Origin of the sequence: Parabacteroides leei, assembly GCF_023369805.1 — a bacterium.
Classification (GTDB): domain Bacteria; phylum Bacteroidota; class Bacteroidia; order Bacteroidales; family Tannerellaceae; genus Parabacteroides; species Parabacteroides leei.
The window spans coordinates 219,524-238,433 of the sequence record NZ_JAMBQG010000007.1; the positions used below are offsets into that span (position 1 = coordinate 219,524).

Sequence of the window (18,910 nt, forward strand, 5' to 3'; positions counted from 1 at the left end):
ATGAATATACAGCAACTCGAGTACATCCTGGCGGTAGACACATTCCGCCACTTTGCAAAAGCTGCAGAACATTGCAGAGTAACACAACCCACTCTCAGTATGATGATCCAAAAGTTGGAAGACGAACTGGGTATTAAATTATTCGACAGAAATATGCAACCAGTCTGTCCTACCCCGGCCGGACGAAAGGTGATCGACCAGGCCCGTACCGTATTATACCAGGCATCCCTGATAAAAGATATTGTGAATGAAGAAGAGCAGTCGCTGAAAGGAACTTTCCGCCTGGCTGTTTTACCGACAATTGCCCCTTATCTGCTTCCCCGTTTCTTCCAGCAGCTATCGGAAAAACATCCCGACCTGGATATCCGTATCCTGGAAATGAAAACAGCCCCGACAATGTCTGCCATATTAAACGGAGAAATCGATGCAGCCATCATTGCCAACCAACCGACCGAGACACAGCTGCAAGGCGATACATTATATTACGAACAGTTCTTCGGTTATGTAGCCGAAAACGATCCGGTATTCAAAAAAGACCTGATCCGTACAGCCGATATCAGCGACGAACACCTCTGGTTGCTGGATGAAGGACATTGCTTCCGCGATCAGTTAATGCGTTTCTGCCAGATGGAGAAAGTAAAACTCCGCCAGGCAGCCTATCGTTTGGGGAGCCTCGAAACATTCATGCGAATGGTTGAAAGCGGTAATGGTGTCACGTTCATTCCCGAACTGGCAACCCTGCAACTCAGCGAAGAACAAAAAAAGCTGGTACGTCCTTTCGCCATTCCTAAACCTGCACGCGAAATTGTCTGGATCACCCGTAAAGACTTTATCCGTCATACCATTGGAGGCATGTTGATCGAGAGTATCAAAAAGTCCGTACCGAAAGAAATGTTGACGCTTCAGGCCGGATTAAAAGTAGTCTGAACATTATTTTTTACTGCATGACAAAAAATATTATTACTTTTTGCTTGTAGTTTCCAAAAAAGCGTTACTTTTGCTGCATATTTAAAAACAAACAAGACAAATGAATCGATTTAGCTTTACATATTTCTTTTATTACTTTTACTTTAGCAGAGTGAAGGCAGGAATTTGTATGTAAAGCGTTGATGATAGAAATGTATCAATAAATAATATAAAGTCCTGCCGGTTTCGGTAGGACTTTTTTTGTGACAATAAATTAGAAAGATGAAAAAGAAAGTAGCAATTCAGGGAATAGCCGGTTCGTATCACGACATCGCTGCCCGTAGCTTCTATGAAGGTGAAGATATTGAAATTGTTGGATGCAATACATTCAGAGATGTTATTTCAGCCATAAAGAAAGACCCGTCTTTATTGGGACTGATGGCTATCGAGAATACCATTGCGGGAAGCTTGCTGCAGAACCATGAACTGATCCGCGAAAGCGGCCTGCGGGTGATCGGTGAATACAAACTGCGTATTTCGCATTCCTTGGTTGCACTGCCGGGAACGTCGATACACGATGTCACGGAAGTCAACTCCCATCCGATCGCATTGATGCAATGTACCGACTTCCTCGACACCTTGCCGAATGCCAAAGTGGTGGAAAAAGAAGATACCGCGATGAGTGCCCGATGGATTGCCGAGAATAAGCTGGAAGGACACGCTGCTATCTGCGGGAAACTGGCCGCCCAGATCTACAAGATGGAAATACTGGCCGAAGGGATAGAGACCAATAAACGAAACTTCACCCGCTTCCTTGCCATAGCAGACCGCTGGACAGCGGAAGATCTTCTTGAGAAGTCAGACATCAACAAATCTTCACTGGTATTCGCTCTCCCCCACACTTCCGGCAGTCTCTCCAAAGTTCTTTCTATCCTTTCTTTTTACGACATGAATCTTTCTAAAATACAATCGTTGCCGATCATCGGCCGCGAATGGGAATACTTGTTCTATATCGACCTGACATTCGTCGATTATACCAGATACAAACAAGCATTGGATGCGATCATCCCATTAACAAAGGACTTAAAAATATTAGGTGAATATGCAGAAGGAAAACAAAGTGTGTAACATCACACCTGCCGACCGTGTCGGTAGCGTACAGGAATACTACTTCTCAAAGAAACTGAAAGAGGTAGCCGAAATGAATGCCGCAGGCAAGAACGTAATCAGCCTGGGTGTAGGTAGTCCCGACCTGCCTCCTTCGGAACAAACGATCGAGACATTGTGCGAACATGCCCATAATGCCAATGAGCACGGTTATCAACCTTATGTGGGTATTCCGGAATTACGTAAAGGTTTCGCAGACTGGTATCAGACATGGTACGGAGTTGAACTGGACCCGAAAACGGAGATCCAGCCGCTGATCGGTTCCAAGGAAGGTATCCTGCATATCTCGCTGGCATTCCTGAATCCGGGAGACGGCGTATTGGTTCCCAACCCGGGTTACCCGACATATAGCTCTGTCAGCAAACTAGTACAGGCCAACCTGATCTCCTACGAACTGAAAGAAGAACTGAACTGGCAACCGGATTTCGAAGCATTGGAAAAGATGGATCTTTCCAACGTGAAACTAATGTGGGTAAATTATCCCAATATGCCAACCGGAGCCAATGCGAGTATGGAACTTTTTGAGAAGCTGGTTGCTTTCGGACGTAAACACGGTATTATTATATGTAATGACAATCCGTATAGTTTTATCCTGAACGAGCATCCGTTAAGCATCCTCAGTGTACCGGGTGCCAAAGATATCTGCATCGAAATGAACTCGATGAGCAAGGCACACAATATGCCGGGTTGGCGTATGGCTATGTTGGCTTCGAACGCACAATTCGTTCAATGGATACTGAAGGTGAAAAGCAATATCGACTCAGGCCAGTTCAAACCGATGCAACATGCAGCGGTGGAAGCCCTCAAAGCTCCGAAAGAATGGTACGATACCATGAACCGCACTTACCGTAGCCGCCGCGACCTGGCAGGACAAATCATGCACGCCATAGGATGTACGTATGATGAAAACCAGGTGGGAATGTTCCTTTGGGGAAAGATACCGGCAACAGCAGAAGGAAGTGAAGCACTGGCAAACAAAGTATTGTACGAAGCCAATGTATTTGTCACTCCCGGATTTATCTTCGGAAGTTGCGGCGAACGTTATATCCGCATTTCCCTTTGCTGCAAGAATGAAGCATTACAGGAAGCATTAGACAGAATCAAACAATTAAAAATAAACAAATAAAAGTATACAATCATGGAAATGGAATTAGAATCGATCTTATTACCCGGTGTAGACCCCCAGCGTCCTATCATCATCTCCGGCCCGTGTAGCGCCGAAACAGAAGAACAAGTTATGGAAGCCGCTCACCAGCTTTCATCCAAAGGAGTTAAAATATTCCGTGCCGGAATCTGGAAACCCCGTACTAAACCGGGAGGTTTCGAAGGTATTGGAGCAGAAGGTCTGCAATGGTTGAAACGCGTGAAGAAAGAAACCGGTATGTATGTCGCTACCGAAGTGGCAACTAAAGACCATGTATTCGAAGCCTTGAAAGCAGGCATCGACATTCTGTGGATCGGTGCTCGTACAACCGTAAACCCGTTCGCCGTACAGGAGATTGCCGATGCACTGAAAGGTGTAGACGTCCCTGTACTGATCAAGAACCCGGTAAACCCGGATTTGGAATTGTGGATCGGAGCATTCGAACGTCTGTACGGAGCCGGTATCCACAAACTGGGAGCCATCCACCGCGGATTCAGTTCATACGACAAAAAGATGTACCGTAACCTGCCGCTGTGGCATATTCCTATCGAACTGCGCCGCCGCATGCCGAATCTGCCGATCTTCTGCGATCCCAGCCATATCGGTGGTAAACGCGAACTGATCGCTCCGCTGTCTCAGCAGGCTATGGACCTGAGCTTCGACGGTTTGATGATCGAATCGCATCCATGTCCGGATTGCGCATGGAGCGATGCTTCACAGCAGATCACTCCGGATGTTCTGGATTATGTTGTCAACCTATTGGTTATCCGTAACGAGACACAAACAACAGAAAACCTGGCCGAACTGCGTCGCCAGATCGACGGTATCGACGAACAACTGCTCGAACTGCTGGCTAAACGTATGCGTATCTCACGCGAGATCGGGGTCTATAAAAAAGAGCACAACATGCCGATCCTGCAATCACCGCGTTACAGTGAGATCCTGGAAAAACGTTCGGATATGGGACAGACAATGGAACTGAACGTGGATTTTGTAAAAGAAATATTGAAAGAGATACATGAAGAGTCTGTTCGTCAGCAGATGATCATCATGAACGAGTAATAAGCCACCCTACCCCGTCTGTAACCTACGCAACACTGCCTAGATGACGGACGGGGTAGCACGTAGGTTGTAGACGTGGAAGCGCGTAGACAACGAACGGAAAAATAAAAAGACAAAAAGAATAAAGACAATGAAGATATTAATATTAGGTGCCGGAAAGATGGGTTCTTTCTTCACCGACTTGCTGAGTTTCGACCATGAAGTAGCTGTATTGGAAAGCGATCCGAAAAGGATGCGTTTCATTTACAATGCTCTTCGTCTTCAAAAACCGGAAGAGGTTGCAGAGTTTGCTCCCGAATTGGTTATCAACTGTGTGACATTGAACTATACGATCGAAGCGTTTAAAGCCGTCCTTCCTTACCTGCAACCGTATTGTATTATTTCGGACATTGCATCCGTAAAGACCCATCTGAAAGAGTTCTACGAAACCTGCGGTTTCCCGTATGTTTCCACTCACCCGATGTTCGGTCCTACTTTTGCCAATCTGGGACAGTTGGAAAAAGAGAATACAATCATTATCTCCGAAGGCGACCATCTGGGAAAGATTTTCTTCAAAGATATTTACGCCAGCCTACGCCTGCATATCTGCGAATACACATTCGAAGAGCATGATAAGGTGGTGGCTTATTCATTAGGTATTCCTTTTGCATCGACAATGGTATTTGCCGCAACGATGAAGCATCAGGATGCACCCGGTACGACATTCAAGCGTCACATGAAGATTGCACGCGGACTGTTGTCGGAAGATGATTACCTGTTGACTGAAATCCTTTTTAACCCGCGTACACCGAAACAGATCGCTCGTATCCAGGAAGAACTGAATATTCTTCAGGAGATCATCAAGGATAAAGACTCCGAGGCAATGAAAGGCTATCTGACAAAGATCCGTAAGAACATTGAATAACAATCGTCACTAACCGCGCAGGTAGTCGTAATTACCCGCGCGGCTGGTGACTACAGGCTGCGCGGGTAATTTTTATCTATATGACTATATTTATCAGTAAAATCGTGATTTTATTCAGCAATGAAATTACCTTGCCCTACACTCCAGTCGTTACCGAAGAAACCGGATACTTCAACTCCACGAATACCTTCTTTCAGGACATCCACGTTAAAGATCAATAAGTCGGGGAAACCGGTAATACCGGAGATATAATCGTTCGGATAGGTTGCTTTCATTCCTTCGATACCAGTTCCGGCCACTACACCGACGCTGGCTGTACGGCTATCGGGACGGGGATAGACGAAATAAGTTCCCAGGTTATTACCCTTCATTACTTTGTCTCCCATCCGTATCTCACCTTTCAGAACCTGTACCGGAGCATTCTTCAGAAGCTTATTCCAGGCTTTATTGTTCGCTGCATTTCCATAAAGGACAACATTCCGGTCGGCATAGGCAGACGGAGCAAAGTCTTTATCGGCAATCACTTCGATAGAACCGTTTCCTCTGTAAAGGAATGTTTCCGCATCGAACCGTGCTTTGTTCTGATACCATGCGTTTTCTTCTTTATTGCCTCCGGTGGCATATACAAATACCACATTATTGTCGAAAGCCTGCTTGAAACCACCATAACGTGAAGGATATTTCTCCGCTACCGATACCTCGTCGATCAATGTCCATTTACCGGAAACTTTCTTCAAGATAGCCGGTTTACTTCCATCTGCACGAAGCGTTTCATTGTCGATCGCTATTATTGCTTCCGCCGGAAGTTCCAGAGCAGGAAGATCAAATGTGAGGGAAGCAACATTCGAGGTTGTTCCTTCAAGCCCTTTGCCGGTTTGCTTGAAAGATACGGAAGAAAAAGCGTAGGCGGTATCCTGCTGATTTATGGTTACCCAATAATCTTTAGCGGAAATAGCAGGAGAGGCAGTATGGAACTCCAGTTGCTTCACTTCGCCGGCAGCCGGAACTTTATGCCAGCGGAAATAATCGAATATAGGTTTCCAGTCTACGCTCTCGTTGCTGTACCAATGCGAACCACCGGGATATTCATAATAACAGAAGTCCGGGTGGAAAGTACCCAACAATTCACGCATCTGGCGTACCTGCTGGATAGGAACCACATTATCGGAGTCGCCATGCAGGATATAGATACCCGATTGCAGGAAGTTTTTCTTCAGATCCAATACACGTCCGGCATTAGCAGCCCGGCAAATCATATCGAAATGCATCTCTCCCACATTGGCAGCATCGGCATTCGGTCGGGAGTAGCGGGCAATATCCGGATAACTGGCACAGGGAGCGATAGCAGCAAAACGATCGGGATAAGTAACACCGAGGAACCAGGTTCCGTGTCCACCCATCGAATGACCGGTCAGGTAGGTATGCGACGGATCGGTTTTTAATACTTTCTCTGCTTCAGCTAGAACTTCCATTGCGTCGATACGTCCCCACTCTTCCCAATTGAAACCGAACGGCCGGCGATTGGTCGGAGCGACGATATGTCCCCAGTCTTTCGGAGCATAGGCACGGGCCTGATTACGGGCTTCCACAGATGCTCCGTGAACAGAAAGGAACAATGCCTGATTATCGGCCTGAGTCGTGGATGGAGTCACACTATAATATTGCACGCTGCCATCTACATTACTGATAAAAGTCCGTTCATGAATGGAAGAAGCGTCTTTTTGCTGAAAAGCGATTTCAGTACGGTCGATCTCTTTTCCCGACTTATCCAATAGAGTAACAGTAGCCTTCGTTTCCCCTTTCTTTGTGGAAACGGCTGCCGGAACCTGGAATTTGACCTTACGTACCATCATAGGCATGATATCGTCCGTTGCAATAGTAGCAGTCTCACCGCTTTCCAGTTTACACTGTATTTTTAATCCGGACAGATGCTTATCCTGCGCATTGACAACACGGATGGCGGCCCATTTCTCTCCCGTTTCTCCATTAATGATGTCCGGCAGGGTCATATCTCTTTTTGTGAACATCACCGGTTTAGTCGGGATGATCAATTTGGCCTCTACCCGACCGAAACGTCCCGGAGTGAAGATAAATTCGTTATTTCCCTTTTGCAAACGGAAAGGGATCAACGTATAAGCAAAATCGTAATGATCGCCTTCGTGTGGCATACCATTGATAAAAGTACGGGTGTTTCCACTCGATTCGAGTAAGGCGATCTGTGGTTTATCCGCTTCATAAGCTGTATAAACATACGCACGACGTAAGGCACGATTGGCAAATTTTCCGGTAGAGTCGGCAGCGATCGGAGTCCATTGTACGGCTTCCCGGGTACGTCCGTAGTTCGTTGCAGTCAGGTCATTTTCCGAAGGAGTACAGAATTTGCCGGTTGCAATCTCCCATCCCAGACCGTCGGAGGTGGTGAACAAATAACCGGAAGGGGCTGTCACAGGGACAAAGTATCCCTGCTTAAAAGCATGGAGGATGACACCTTCGTCCACACGTTCTACCCTCTCTTTTCCGAAATACTCGACAATATTACCTGTCGTTTGTTGTGCTATCAGCGAAGCCATACTTATAAACAGCCCGGTAGCAATCAAAATGAACATTTTCTTCATGTGAAATAAATTAGTGGTTGTATCTTACATCCAGTAGTACTGATCCATTATTTCCTTCATCCGTGGCGTATCGGCATCGGTATCTCCTACTTCCTCACGAAGTTTCAATAGTTCCTGCTTCATTTCCTTGATGATATCTTTATACTGAGGATCATTATACATGTTCTTATCCTCCTTCGGATCTACCTGCAAATCATGGAATTCCCATGCCGGAGTGGTCGGCGTTTCTTCCGATCCCGTCGCATTCAGGCGGTCGCCATACAAGAACATCAGTTTATAACGCTCGTTTCGGATACCCATATGAGCCGGACGGATGGAATGATGTGTCCAGTAGCGATAATACATTTCTTTCCGCCAGTCGGCAGACGTCTCCCCTTTCAGATTTTCCCGGAAGCTTTTACCTTGCGACAAATCCGGAGCCTTTACTCCGGCATAATCGGCCAGTGTCGAAGCAAAGTCGACGTTCAGGATAATATCTTTATTACGTGTTCCGGCCGGAATTTCTTTCGGATAGCGGATCACGAAAGGCATGTGCAAAGGTTCTTCGTACATCATCCGCTTATCGAACATACCATGTTCACCCAGGAAATAACCCTGGTCGGAAACATAAACTACGATCGTATTCTTACTCAATCCCTCTTCATCGAGCATCTTCAACAGACGGCCTATATTATCGTCGATCGTAGCACCACAACGCAGGTAGTCCTTGATCATCTTCTGGTAGATCTTCTTACGGGCGGCAACCTTATCCATACCTTTTGTAGAGAAAGGCAATTCCGGATAACGGCACCACCAGGCATCCGGATCCTTCGAAGCGGTCTCCCAACGCCATCCCATATTCTCCAACTGCTGTCCGGTGAAAGCTCTGCCCGACTCTTCCGGGCCGAACTCCATCATGCTTTCGGGTTCAGGGAATACCACATCGTCATAAAGATGTTTCATCCGTTCGGGGAAATCCCAGGGTTCGTGGGTTGCTTTGAAATGGCAACACATCATAAAAGGTTTGTTCTTATCACGGTTGCGTATCCACTCCATGGTCTGATCGGTTACGATATCAGTCGAGAAGCCTTTTACCTCCACACCTTGTTTCCCTTTATCGTCGTCCACCCAGTTTTCGGCAGTCTTGAAAATCGGATTGACATATTCACCCTGGTCGTGGAACACATTGAAATGATCGAAACCGGCAGGTTGTCTCTTCAAATGCCACTTACCGATCAAGGCTGTCTGATAGCCACCGGCCTGCATTTGTTTTGCAATGTTATCGACGGCCGGCTCCAGTCCATCCTCCAGGGTATACACACCATTACGGTGGCTGTATGCTCCGGTCATGATAGCGGCACGGCTCGGTGCGGAGATCGAGTTGGTACAGAAACAATTATCCAACACACAACCTTCGTCAGCCAAACGGCGGATATTTTCATTCTTTACATAGTCAGCCAGGATACCTCCATAGATACCCCACGCCTGACCGGTATGGTCGTCAGACAAAATAAAAAGGATGTTCGGGCGTTCTTCCGCCTCTTTCTCCGTCTTTTTGTTCGAGTTGCAACCAATGATAGGCAAGCATGTTGCTAACATACCTGCCTTTAAAATTAGATCAGCGTTTTTCATTACCTAATATATAATAATATGTTATTTTAATTTTCCTGGTTCGCGACGTCCTGTTCCCTTCACACGTGTCAGATTATCTCCCAGATCCTTACGCATATCATCAGCGATCTTCATTAATTTGGCAGCCTCTTCCGGATACTGGGATATGACATCGTAACGTTCTCCCGGATCACGACGCAGATCATACATTTCAGTCTTCTTCAGTTCCAGGTTTGTCAAATTTCCCGGCTGGCCGTCGTTACCCGGCGCGTAAGCACCATAAGTGACATATTTATGTGGGAACACAAGTTTGAATTTACCGTCTGTCACAGCCTCCAAATCGTTTTTGTGATAATAATAAACGAATGACTCGCGTGGATTAGCATCCTTTTCTCCTTTGATAAGAGGAACGATACTTACACCGTCGATCTTACGTTGTGGAAGCGGGGCACCGCTGAGTTCCGCCAATGTCGGCAACAGATCTATATTGGATGCCAGTTTATTACAGGTTGTACCCGGCTGAACAGTTCCTTTCCAGTACATCACACACGGGATACGGTTACCACCATCAAAAGTAGTAGCTTTAGCTTCGCGAAGCCCTCCGGCCGAACCGGCATGGTTTCCGTAGTTAGCCCACGGACCATTATCGGAAGTAAGGACGATCAGGGTATTTTCTTCCAATCCCTGTTCACGTAATGCTTTCAATACTTCACCGACACTCCAGTCCAGTTCCATCATTACATCACCGTATAACCCCTGTTCACTCTTTCCTTTAAACTTATCGGAAACAGCCAGAGGCACATGCGGCATGGAATGTGCCAGATAAATAAAGAACGGTTTATTTTTGTTCTTCTTGATGAAGTTTACCGTACGGTTCGTATAATCGGTTGTAAATTGGGTCTGATCGGTGTTATAACCGACTATTTCGTTTCCATCGTAAGTCGGCAGATCCGGAAAATTGAAGACTTCCCCCTGTTGCGGGTGGAAAGGCCACATATCATTGGAATATGGCAGTCCGTAATATTCATCGAAACCGTTCTGCAAAGGAAGGAATTGTTTGGCGTCTCCCAAATGCCATTTACCAAAAACAGCCGTACTATATCCTTTTTGTTTCAGCAACTCTCCTATCGTCATTTCATCAGGACTGATGCCATAATCGGAACCCGGCCCCGGTGCTCCGGCAAAACCGATACGGTTCGGATAACATCCGGTCAGCAATCCGGCACGCGATGCACCGCTGATAGGTTGTCCGGCAAGGAAATGGGTGAAACGGACTCCCTCGGCGGCCATACGGTCGATGTTCGGCGTTTTGTATCCGTAGGCACCGTTATAGGAAAAGTCTCCGTAGCCTGCATCATCGAGGTTGATGATAATGAAATTAGTGTAGTTTGCGGCCACACCAGCCATTGAAAATGCGGACGTAGCAGCCAATAAGAATAGTTTACTGTTCATGATATTATGTTTCTTGTTAAACTTTGCGAACTTTAAGAGTAGACAAAGTTCGCAAAGTTTTCTAAAGAAACAAATAATATTATAGGAGTTTTCTTCCTACAAACACTTAGGGTTCAATCACAATATCGAATTCGTCACAGTCGCCGGTACGCCAGGCAAACGACTCCGTTGTCGGAGAAATACCAAACAAAGGAGAATAAGTTTTTACCTTGATCGTTTTCCTATCCGGCATAAATTCCAGGATACGCAACCAACCGTCTCCCCCGTTCCCATGCCAACCGCCTCCGGCTGTCTGAGCGTTGAACATCATTTGGAATACACTTTTCCCGGCTATATTCTTATCCGTACGGCGTCCTACATTGTGGCAGAAATCATCGACCAGACAATAGTGACCACAAATCAGCATACGGATATTGGAAGAGGGATACAACAGTTTCTCCCAGATCGCTTTCCCATAATTAGCCGGAGATACTTTATAGTTTTCGGATTCGATCACCGTTCCGTCCCACCGCAAATAGGAATGTGTCAGAACAAAAACCTTATGATCGGCAAACTTCTTACCGGCAGCTAAATCTTTCGCCCATTCGAGCACCTCATCACGGGGAGCAAACTCTGTCGTAATAACAAGAATTTTGCCCCAATGAGGTTCATCGAACGCAAAAGCCGCATTCTCCAATGTCGGTAATCCGAATGCATTATTGCAAACGCTGACTAATGAGTTTTTCCATGCACTGTTACGCTCCACCGGGAAATATTCAGGAAACCGGCACAAGCGGTTCTCCGAACGGGTATATCCATAATCATGATTTCCGCCACAAATGATATAAGGGATCTTATTATCTAACTTAGCAAAGGCATTGGAAGCTGCTTTCCATTGCTGGGTACTTGTCTGGTTTCCGTTTACATTATCCGGAACGATATATTCGTTTTGTTCCACCAGATCACCGGTACATAACACAGCCTTCACCGACAGTTTGTCCAGATTAGCAGCCGTCCATGCAGTCATCAGGTCGAAGAGCGGCTGGTTGGTATCGAACTTGGTATAACTCTGCGGGTCCGGTAAAAGGATCATTGAAAACGATTCGGCATCCGTCAATTCCGGTTTTCCCGCTCCCGGTTGTCCGCTTTTATTCTGAGCTGTTGCCATCAGAAATGGCAACAGCATACATATACAAATAAGTTTCTTCATTTTATTTATCTATTCATTAAAGAGATACACATCAGTTACCCCAACCGGAGTGTTGTTGCAAATTCTTATTGGAATTCAATTCATCGGCAGGATAAGGCAGATCAAGCAATTTCTCATCCCAGGCAAACCCGCCGACACGGGGCCATTCTTCCTTCAATGTTCCCCAACGTTTCAAATCATAATACCGCATGCAGTCTACTGCAAAAAGTTCTACTCTCGATTCGTAGTTTATCGCATTCATGGCTTCTTGCCCGTTGGTGATTGTGAACGGCGGTAATACATCTTTATCGGCCATTCCTTCAGGTATATATTTCTCCGGATTAGCTAATGCGAACCGACGGGCACGGGAACGGACTTTTTCTATATATTCGGAACATTTTGCATAATCAGGAGCCGACTTTAATGCATACGCCTCCGCAATATGCAAATAAACTCTCGGCAAAAGCATTAAATGGATATCCGTCCGTTTATTCCAGGTGTTCTCGCCATACCATACTCCCCTTTTCTGAACATCATAACCGGTTGCCGTATTGACAAGCCAGTCCTGTTTCCATGTCATCTGTTTTCCGGTTGTCGTTTCGACTTCATCCATGATAGTGAAAAATGTCGCATCGAAACGAGGATCACGGTTTTTCCAACTCTCAGTTGCTTTATAATAAGACGATTCATTTATCGGTTTACCGTCTATCGCTTCATAGAAATCAACCAATTCACGGGACGGATAAAAATAATCGCCGGAATAGGTATCGCCGCGCATAATACGTCCGTCTTCACCCAAATCTTCGATAGTACCCCAATAGAACTCCCGGTATGTTTCCACACCACTGCCAAAACCTACCGAGAAAATGATCTCCGGGCATGCTTCATAATCTACTCTCAACACATTCCCCGGATTTTCAATTAATGAATAGCCGTATTTCTCGACCTGTTCACCGGCTTTTATCGCATTCTCATACTCTTTTTCATACAGATAGACTTCGCATAAGTAAGCATAAGCCGCTCCTTTCGTTGCCCGGTTCTGATATTTATCCTCCCAGGCGTCCGGTAAATTCTGAGCGGCAAATTCAAGATCAGGAAGAACGGTCTGCTTAATGATCTCATTCTTGGGAGTTGCTGCTAATTGTACATCATCCTCATTGGTCGGGTCTGAGACAGAAACGGAACGCAAAGGAACATCTCCATAGAACTGGACCAGGCGGAAATACCAGAATGCCCGGATAAAGAACATCTCTGCCAGGTGTTTATTGCGGGTATCTTCATCGATGATATCGGCAGGCATATTCTTCACTCCTTCGATATTTTTATTACAAACAGCTATCCCCTGATAAGCACGCTGCCAGATACCTTTCACCAGATTCGATTCATTCGGATTAAAGGATCCGACATAAAAAGGTTGGGCATCTTTAAAACCGGCAGACGATAGATCACCAGTCATTCCCAGTTCCAGTTGAGCGTCCGCCCAATGGGCATTCAGTTTCTGCAACTTGGCATAGCAGGCCATAGCCGCCAGGTCAGCATGCTCCTTCTGGGTAAAGAAAGTCGTTTCGTCAATTGAACCATAAGGATTCCGGTCCAGGAAATTATCCATACAGCTTGTTGTCAGTATACACAACAAGATCAATAATCCTATTATATTCGATTTCATAACCATCTTCTTTTAAAATGTTAAATTCAAACCTACCAAAAATATTCTCGGAGTCGGGAAGTCGTCCCCCCAGTTCGTATAATGTCCGACCCCGTTACCATTCTCCGGATCGAAGCCGTCAAACGATTTACTATGGATCGTAAAGAGATTCTCTCCGGATACGAACACGCGTGTTCTGAACGATTTTACAGGAACGGTATAACCTAAAGTCAACGAGCGCAATTTCACGAATGACGTATTGGCAACCATCAGATCCGTCATCTCTTCATACGATTCGGACTGGATCAGTGCCGGATACTTCCCTTCCGGATCAGCCCCCAATGTCCAGCGGTTATCATACCAGTGACGGCTCATATTACGGTTTGGGAAACGGTTCTGGAACGACATCGGTGCATGTTGCTTCCTTCCGAAGACACCGGCAAACACAGCATTGAAATCAAATCCTTTCCAGTCGGCAGAAAGGGTAAGGCCGGCACTCACCTTGGGGATATAACTACCTAAGATAGTACGGTCGTCACTATCGATCTTGCCATTACCATCCAAATCGACATATTTCAAACGTCCGATCTTGGCATTCCCCTGCCCCATCGCTTTATATTTATCGGCCTCTTCCCGGGTCGTGATAACACCTCCAGTCTTATAACCATATAATGCATCAACCGGCTCGCCGACACGATTGATCGTCACGCCGCCGTAACTACCGATAGAGGTAACTTCTTCCGTTACACCTTCACTCAACTTCTTGATTTCATTATGCAGGAAAGAAACGTTTCCGGAGACACTAAACGTAAAATCCCTTACCTTACCGTTATATCCTACTTCAAGGTCAAAACCACGGTTCTGAACTTTTGCATAGTTCACGTTCGGTGCAGTCATACCCACAGAGAGCGGTAATACCATACTACGCAAAATACCGTCCGTACTCTTGATAAAATAATCGGCTGTCATAAACAGTTTACCGTTCAGTAAACCCAGGTCGAGACCGATATTGGTCATCGTTGTCGTTTCCCATTTCAGTTTCCTGTTAGACAAAGCAGTCTGGCTATATCCGTAATATAAAATCTGGTTATTTCCGCCATTACCCAACATCACTTTCTGGCTTTCCACAGCTGCTATGGTCGGATACCATGAACCGATCGACTGGTTTCCTAATTGTCCCCACGATGCTCTTAACTTCAAAGAACTAATCGACTTTACCGAGAAGAAATCTTCTTCAGAGATACGCCATGCACCGGAGAAAGATGGGAAAACACCCCAACGTTCGCCCCCTTTGAAACGGGAAGAACCGTCAGCCCTTAAATTGACAGAGAAAAGATATCTTCCGGCATAATCGTAATTGACACGTCCGAACCAGGAAGCCAACGCCAACTGGCTCTTTCCTCCCTCCAACGTCCGATCGATAGAATTTGTACCTCCATTGATCACATGCATATTATCTACTTCGGATACAAAATCCTTTACAACACCTTTCAGGTTATCCTTCGAAAACAGCTGCTGGGAAAAACCACCCATAGCATTGATCGTATGTTTGCCAAAAACCTTATCGAAATAGAGCAAATAATCCGTTACCCACATAAACTCCTTCTGGCGGTTCTCCGAATAGCTATTCTGGTTATTGGTCTGTCCCCCGTCACTGAAAAGAGGCATAAATGCTTTATCTTCCGAATAAACCATATCGATACCTCCATTAAAACGGAACTTTAACCAGTCGGTGAACTTATATTCCACGAATAGATTATCCAATACGCGGTAATTATCGTTCGTAGGTGTGTTCCAACCCACTTCGGCGATGGCATTCTTGGAACTGGTATAGGCCGGATCGGGCTCTCCGTAGCTACCGTCCGCATCATAAGCCGGGATGATCGGCGCATTGAAAATAACATCGGAGTAACGGTTGTCTTTACTGCCTTTCGTGTTGCGGTATGCCAGATGCACATTGTTACCGATTGTCAGGCGACTATTGACCTGTCCTTCTATATTGGCACGTAAAGATGCTTTCTGGAAACCGGTATTGATGGCAATACCATCCTGATTCAGATATTCGGCAGAAAGGTAATAACGAGTTTTTTCACCTCCTCCCGATACACTGGTATTTATATTATAAGTTGGCGCCGAGCTATAAATATAATCACTCCATTTGGTTCCTTTACCGAATGTCGAAGGATCGATACCATCAAACTTGGTAGTCGGATTTCCTCCGTCGATCGCTTGTTTATTGTCACGCATTTCCTGAATGGCTGAAACAAATTCTTCCGCAGTCAGCAAATCCATAATATTGGAAGCTGTTTGCATACCCCATGTTGCATTGACGGATACTTTAGCTGCACCGGTAGAACCCTTCTTGGTTGAAATCAAAATAACCCCATTGGCTGCACGTGATCCGTAAATAGCAGCAGAAGAAGCATCCTTCAAAACGTTTACAGTCTCGATATCACCGGGATTCAAAGTCTCAAAACCGGATGTAACAGGAACCCCGTCAATAATAATAAGCGGATTACTGTCGCTACCGCTACCGAAAGTCCCGACCCCACGTATCTTGATAGATGTCTCAGCTCCGGGGAAACCGCTGTTGCTCAGGACAGACATCCCCGACATCTTTCCCTGTAAAGCTCCTCCGACTGAAATATTCGAATTGGTAGCCAGATTTTCGCCGCTCAGGACAGAAGCAGCTCCCATCAAATCTTTTTTCTTCATCGTGCCATACCCGACAACTACGACCTCTTCCAGGTTCTGTGCATCGACCTGCAACTTAAGATTATGGACCGTCTTATTACCCACTTTTATTTCCTGCGGAAGATATCCGATATAAGAAACAAGCAGGATATCATCATTACCGGCCTCAATTGCATACTTTCCGTTCAGGTCTGTGACCGTACCGTTCGTTGTTCCTTTGATAACAATATTCGCACCAATGACAGGTTCCCCGTTTTCATCAACTATTACCCCGGAAACAGGACGTAATGATTGAGAGGAAAAAGATGCAGGTCCTCCCACCGCTTTCTTACTGACAGAAATGGTATTATCCGTTCTGTCGAAATGTAATCCGGCCTGCTTCGTTATTTCTGCCAATACGGTAGAAAGGGAAGCATCCCGAAAGTTTAAACTTAACGATTGATTCGCTTTAAGGACTGTTTCTCCATAAAAGAATTTTAAGCCTGTCTTTTCGGATATCTCCTTAAAAATCTTTTCTACAGGCTGATTCTGTACTTGAATTGTTATTTTCTCTGACTGGTTCGGTTGGGCGGCCAAAGGCTGTAAACACAAAATTGCTAAAAAAACAAAATGTGCGAAATAACCGACCCGGCGATACTTCTTATTAGTTAGGAAGTTCATAACTTTGGGAGTTTAATTGTTGTTTTAAATAGAAATATTAAAAACGACTCCGTATAAAATAATACCGGGAGTGGACGCTTTGGTATTATTTTACAGGAATTTTGAAAGGAAGGTCTGCTGCAGGTCTTCCTTTTCTTTGGTGTTTTTTCAGGTTGTATCTTTCATAACATTTTCGATTAACAGGTTAATAATCAACTTTATTTATAGAGTATAATTTTATCGCCCTCCTTGCGGTACTTTATATCCGTAGAATACCGGATAGACTTAAGAACCGATTCCAGACTTTTATTATCATGTTCTCCATATATATAATTATCATAAGGAACATTGCCGGAAAACTCAATCTTGCAGTTGTACATTCGCTCCAGTTCTTTTGCAACGCTACGGATCGGCGTCTTGTTGAAATACAGGCCTCCATCGATCCAGACTGTTGCATGACGTGCACTTTCATTCCGCTTCTGTATCTCCCCGTTTTTCCTGGAAAAGACAAGCTGCTCATCCGGTAACAAACGCATCATAGCATCCGTCATATCCACCTGCACTTTCCCGGATCGCACACTCACCAGGATCTGTTCGTCAGCATCATAGGCTTTTACATTGAATGAGGTACCCAATACCTTTACACTGGCATCTTTAGTGGAAACAATAAACGGTTTATCTTCGTCATGCTCCACTTCGAAAAAGGCCTCCCCATCCATTTCTATCCGACGGAAATCTTGTGTAAACCGTTCCGGATATTTCATAAAAGAACCGGCATTCAATACGACTTTCGTTCCATCCGGTAAAATAATCCGTTTATGTTCCCCGTTTTTAACCCGTATTTCCGTATATGCCATATTCTGCAAATCCGTTACCCTCGAGAACCGATAGACTCCTAATCCCACAGAAACAACAAGAGCCAGCATAGCGGCATATTTTAATAATGAAACGAACGGGAATTTCTTCTCTTCCTTACGGATACGGTTTAATAATATACGTGCCTCCATCGTATACCGTTCATGTTGGAGAGATGTTGTTTCCTCCCCCTGTGCTGCCTGCCATACCTGATCCATTTCATCATCCAGCTGTTTCGTATGCTGTTGCGTACGAAACAGCTGGATGATCCGGTCGGCATCTTTACGGGTATATATTCCGTTTACAAATCGTTTTAAAATAGTATTTTGTTTCAATTGCTCCATCTCTTTTTACGTGTATATAAATAGTACAGAGATAAGGAGTATAACTGGGATGCCGTTAACTTTTATTATATATTTAAGCAAAATAGAAGTAACAACAAGTCTGTATATGTCCCTGCATATTTAGCCAGATAAATGCGGATTATCTTCAATGAAGCAGAGATATGTTGCTGAACCGTATAAACAGAAATACCTAATTCGTCGGCTATCTCTTTATGCGATTTCATCTCTTTCCTGCTCATGTCGAATATCCTCCGTTGTTGGGTAGTCAGGTTCATTAGGGCTTTCTCCAACAATCCGTTCAAATCAGCATCCAAAATGGCTTCCTCCGTATCATTCGTGATTTCCACTGCCGCCGATAAGATTTTATTCTTTAGTTGTTGTTCTTTATCGATGCCGGCAAGCACATTCAATATCCTGTTCTTTACAATAGTATAAATATAGGGTGCAAACGGGGATTCCGGATTCAGAAAACGGCGATTCTGCCACACAGAGGCAAAAGCATCCTGATAAATATCTTCTGCGAATTCTTTTGACTTCAGAAACGTCATGGCAAAATACATCAGTCTGTTCTTATACAATGCGTATAATTCACAGAATGCGGTCTCGTCATTATTGAGTAATCCTGCTATTAATTTACGTTCCTGTTCCGAGTTGATATACATCCTATTTATAAATATCTCGTTCTTGCTTACAGATTCCTTTCCAGTCGTCAAATATAAAAAGAT

General features: G+C 45.0%; 13 protein-coding genes. 5 read left to right on the forward strand and 8 right to left on the reverse strand.

Annotation, left to right across the window (positions count from 1 at the left end; all coding sequences use genetic code 11):
* The 5 genes from M1P97_RS12490 (at nt 1) to M1P97_RS12510 (ending at nt 5,183) form a co-directional block, all read left to right on the forward strand.
* The gene (locus M1P97_RS12490; RefSeq protein ID WP_195374585.1) at nt 1-927 is read left to right on the forward strand and encodes a hydrogen peroxide-inducible genes activator; all 927 of its coding nucleotides are present in this window, start codon (nt 1-3) and stop codon (nt 925-927) included.
* Nucleotides 928-1,188: 261 nt separating this feature from the next.
* Entirely contained in the window at nt 1,189-2,034 is an 846-nt protein-coding gene (locus tag M1P97_RS12495) for a prephenate dehydratase (protein ID WP_195374586.1), read from the forward strand.
* On the forward strand, nt 2,009-3,199 hold the full coding sequence (locus M1P97_RS12500) for a pyridoxal phosphate-dependent aminotransferase (RefSeq protein WP_195374587.1): 1,191 nt from the start codon (nt 2,009-2,011) through the stop codon (nt 3,197-3,199). Before M1P97_RS12495 ends, M1P97_RS12500 begins: the two co-directional genes overlap by 26 nt.
* Before the next feature lie 12 nt (nt 3,200-3,211).
* On the forward strand, nt 3,212-4,279 hold the full coding sequence (locus M1P97_RS12505) for a bifunctional 3-deoxy-7-phosphoheptulonate synthase/chorismate mutase type II (protein ID WP_195374588.1): 1,068 nt from the start codon (nt 3,212-3,214) through the stop codon (nt 4,277-4,279).
* Nucleotides 4,280-4,409: 130 nt separating this feature from the next.
* Complete coding sequence (locus M1P97_RS12510; protein WP_195374589.1) at nt 4,410-5,183, forward strand: prephenate dehydrogenase; 774 nt, start codon at nt 4,410-4,412, stop codon at nt 5,181-5,183.
* A 110-nt stretch (nt 5,184-5,293) separates the two neighbouring features.
* Here the strand turns inward: M1P97_RS12510 and M1P97_RS12515 are convergent, their stop codons facing one another.
* From M1P97_RS12515 to M1P97_RS12550, 8 genes are all read right to left on the reverse strand, one after another.
* Entirely contained in the window at nt 5,294-7,798 is a 2,505-nt protein-coding gene (locus M1P97_RS12515) for a carboxylesterase family protein (RefSeq protein ID WP_249389262.1), read from the reverse strand.
* 24 nt (nt 7,799-7,822) lie between these two features.
* On the reverse strand, nt 7,823-9,409 hold the full coding sequence (locus M1P97_RS12520) for a sulfatase family protein (protein WP_195374590.1): 1,587 nt from the start codon (nt 9,407-9,409) through the stop codon (nt 7,823-7,825).
* A gap of 21 nt (nt 9,410-9,430) precedes the next feature.
* Nucleotides 9,431-10,840 carry a sulfatase family protein gene (locus M1P97_RS12525; protein WP_195374591.1) on the reverse strand — a complete coding sequence of 470 codons (1,410 nt, stop codon included), beginning with the start codon at nt 10,838-10,840 and terminating at the stop codon, nt 9,431-9,433.
* Between the two features lie 106 nt (nt 10,841-10,946).
* Nucleotides 10,947-12,005: a metallophosphoesterase gene (locus M1P97_RS12530; RefSeq protein WP_394803911.1), complete on the reverse strand. Its 1,059-nt coding sequence runs from the start codon at nt 12,003-12,005 to the stop codon at nt 10,947-10,949.
* Between the two features lie 55 nt (nt 12,006-12,060).
* Nucleotides 12,061-13,674: a RagB/SusD family nutrient uptake outer membrane protein gene (locus M1P97_RS12535; protein WP_249389263.1), complete on the reverse strand. Its 1,614-nt coding sequence runs from the start codon at nt 13,672-13,674 to the stop codon at nt 12,061-12,063.
* Between the two features lie 12 nt (nt 13,675-13,686).
* Nucleotides 13,687-17,007, reverse strand: coding sequence for a TonB-dependent receptor (locus M1P97_RS12540; RefSeq protein ID WP_249389264.1), 3,321 nt, complete (start codon nt 17,005-17,007; stop codon nt 13,687-13,689).
* Between the two features lie 197 nt (nt 17,008-17,204).
* Nucleotides 17,205-18,185: a FecR family protein gene (locus tag M1P97_RS12545; protein ID WP_249389265.1), complete on the reverse strand. Its 981-nt coding sequence runs from the start codon at nt 18,183-18,185 to the stop codon at nt 17,205-17,207.
* Between the two features lie 65 nt (nt 18,186-18,250).
* Complete coding sequence (locus M1P97_RS12550) at nt 18,251-18,847, reverse strand: RNA polymerase sigma-70 factor (RefSeq protein WP_075556658.1); 597 nt, start codon at nt 18,845-18,847, stop codon at nt 18,251-18,253.
* Nucleotides 18,848-18,910 lie beyond the last annotated feature (63 nt).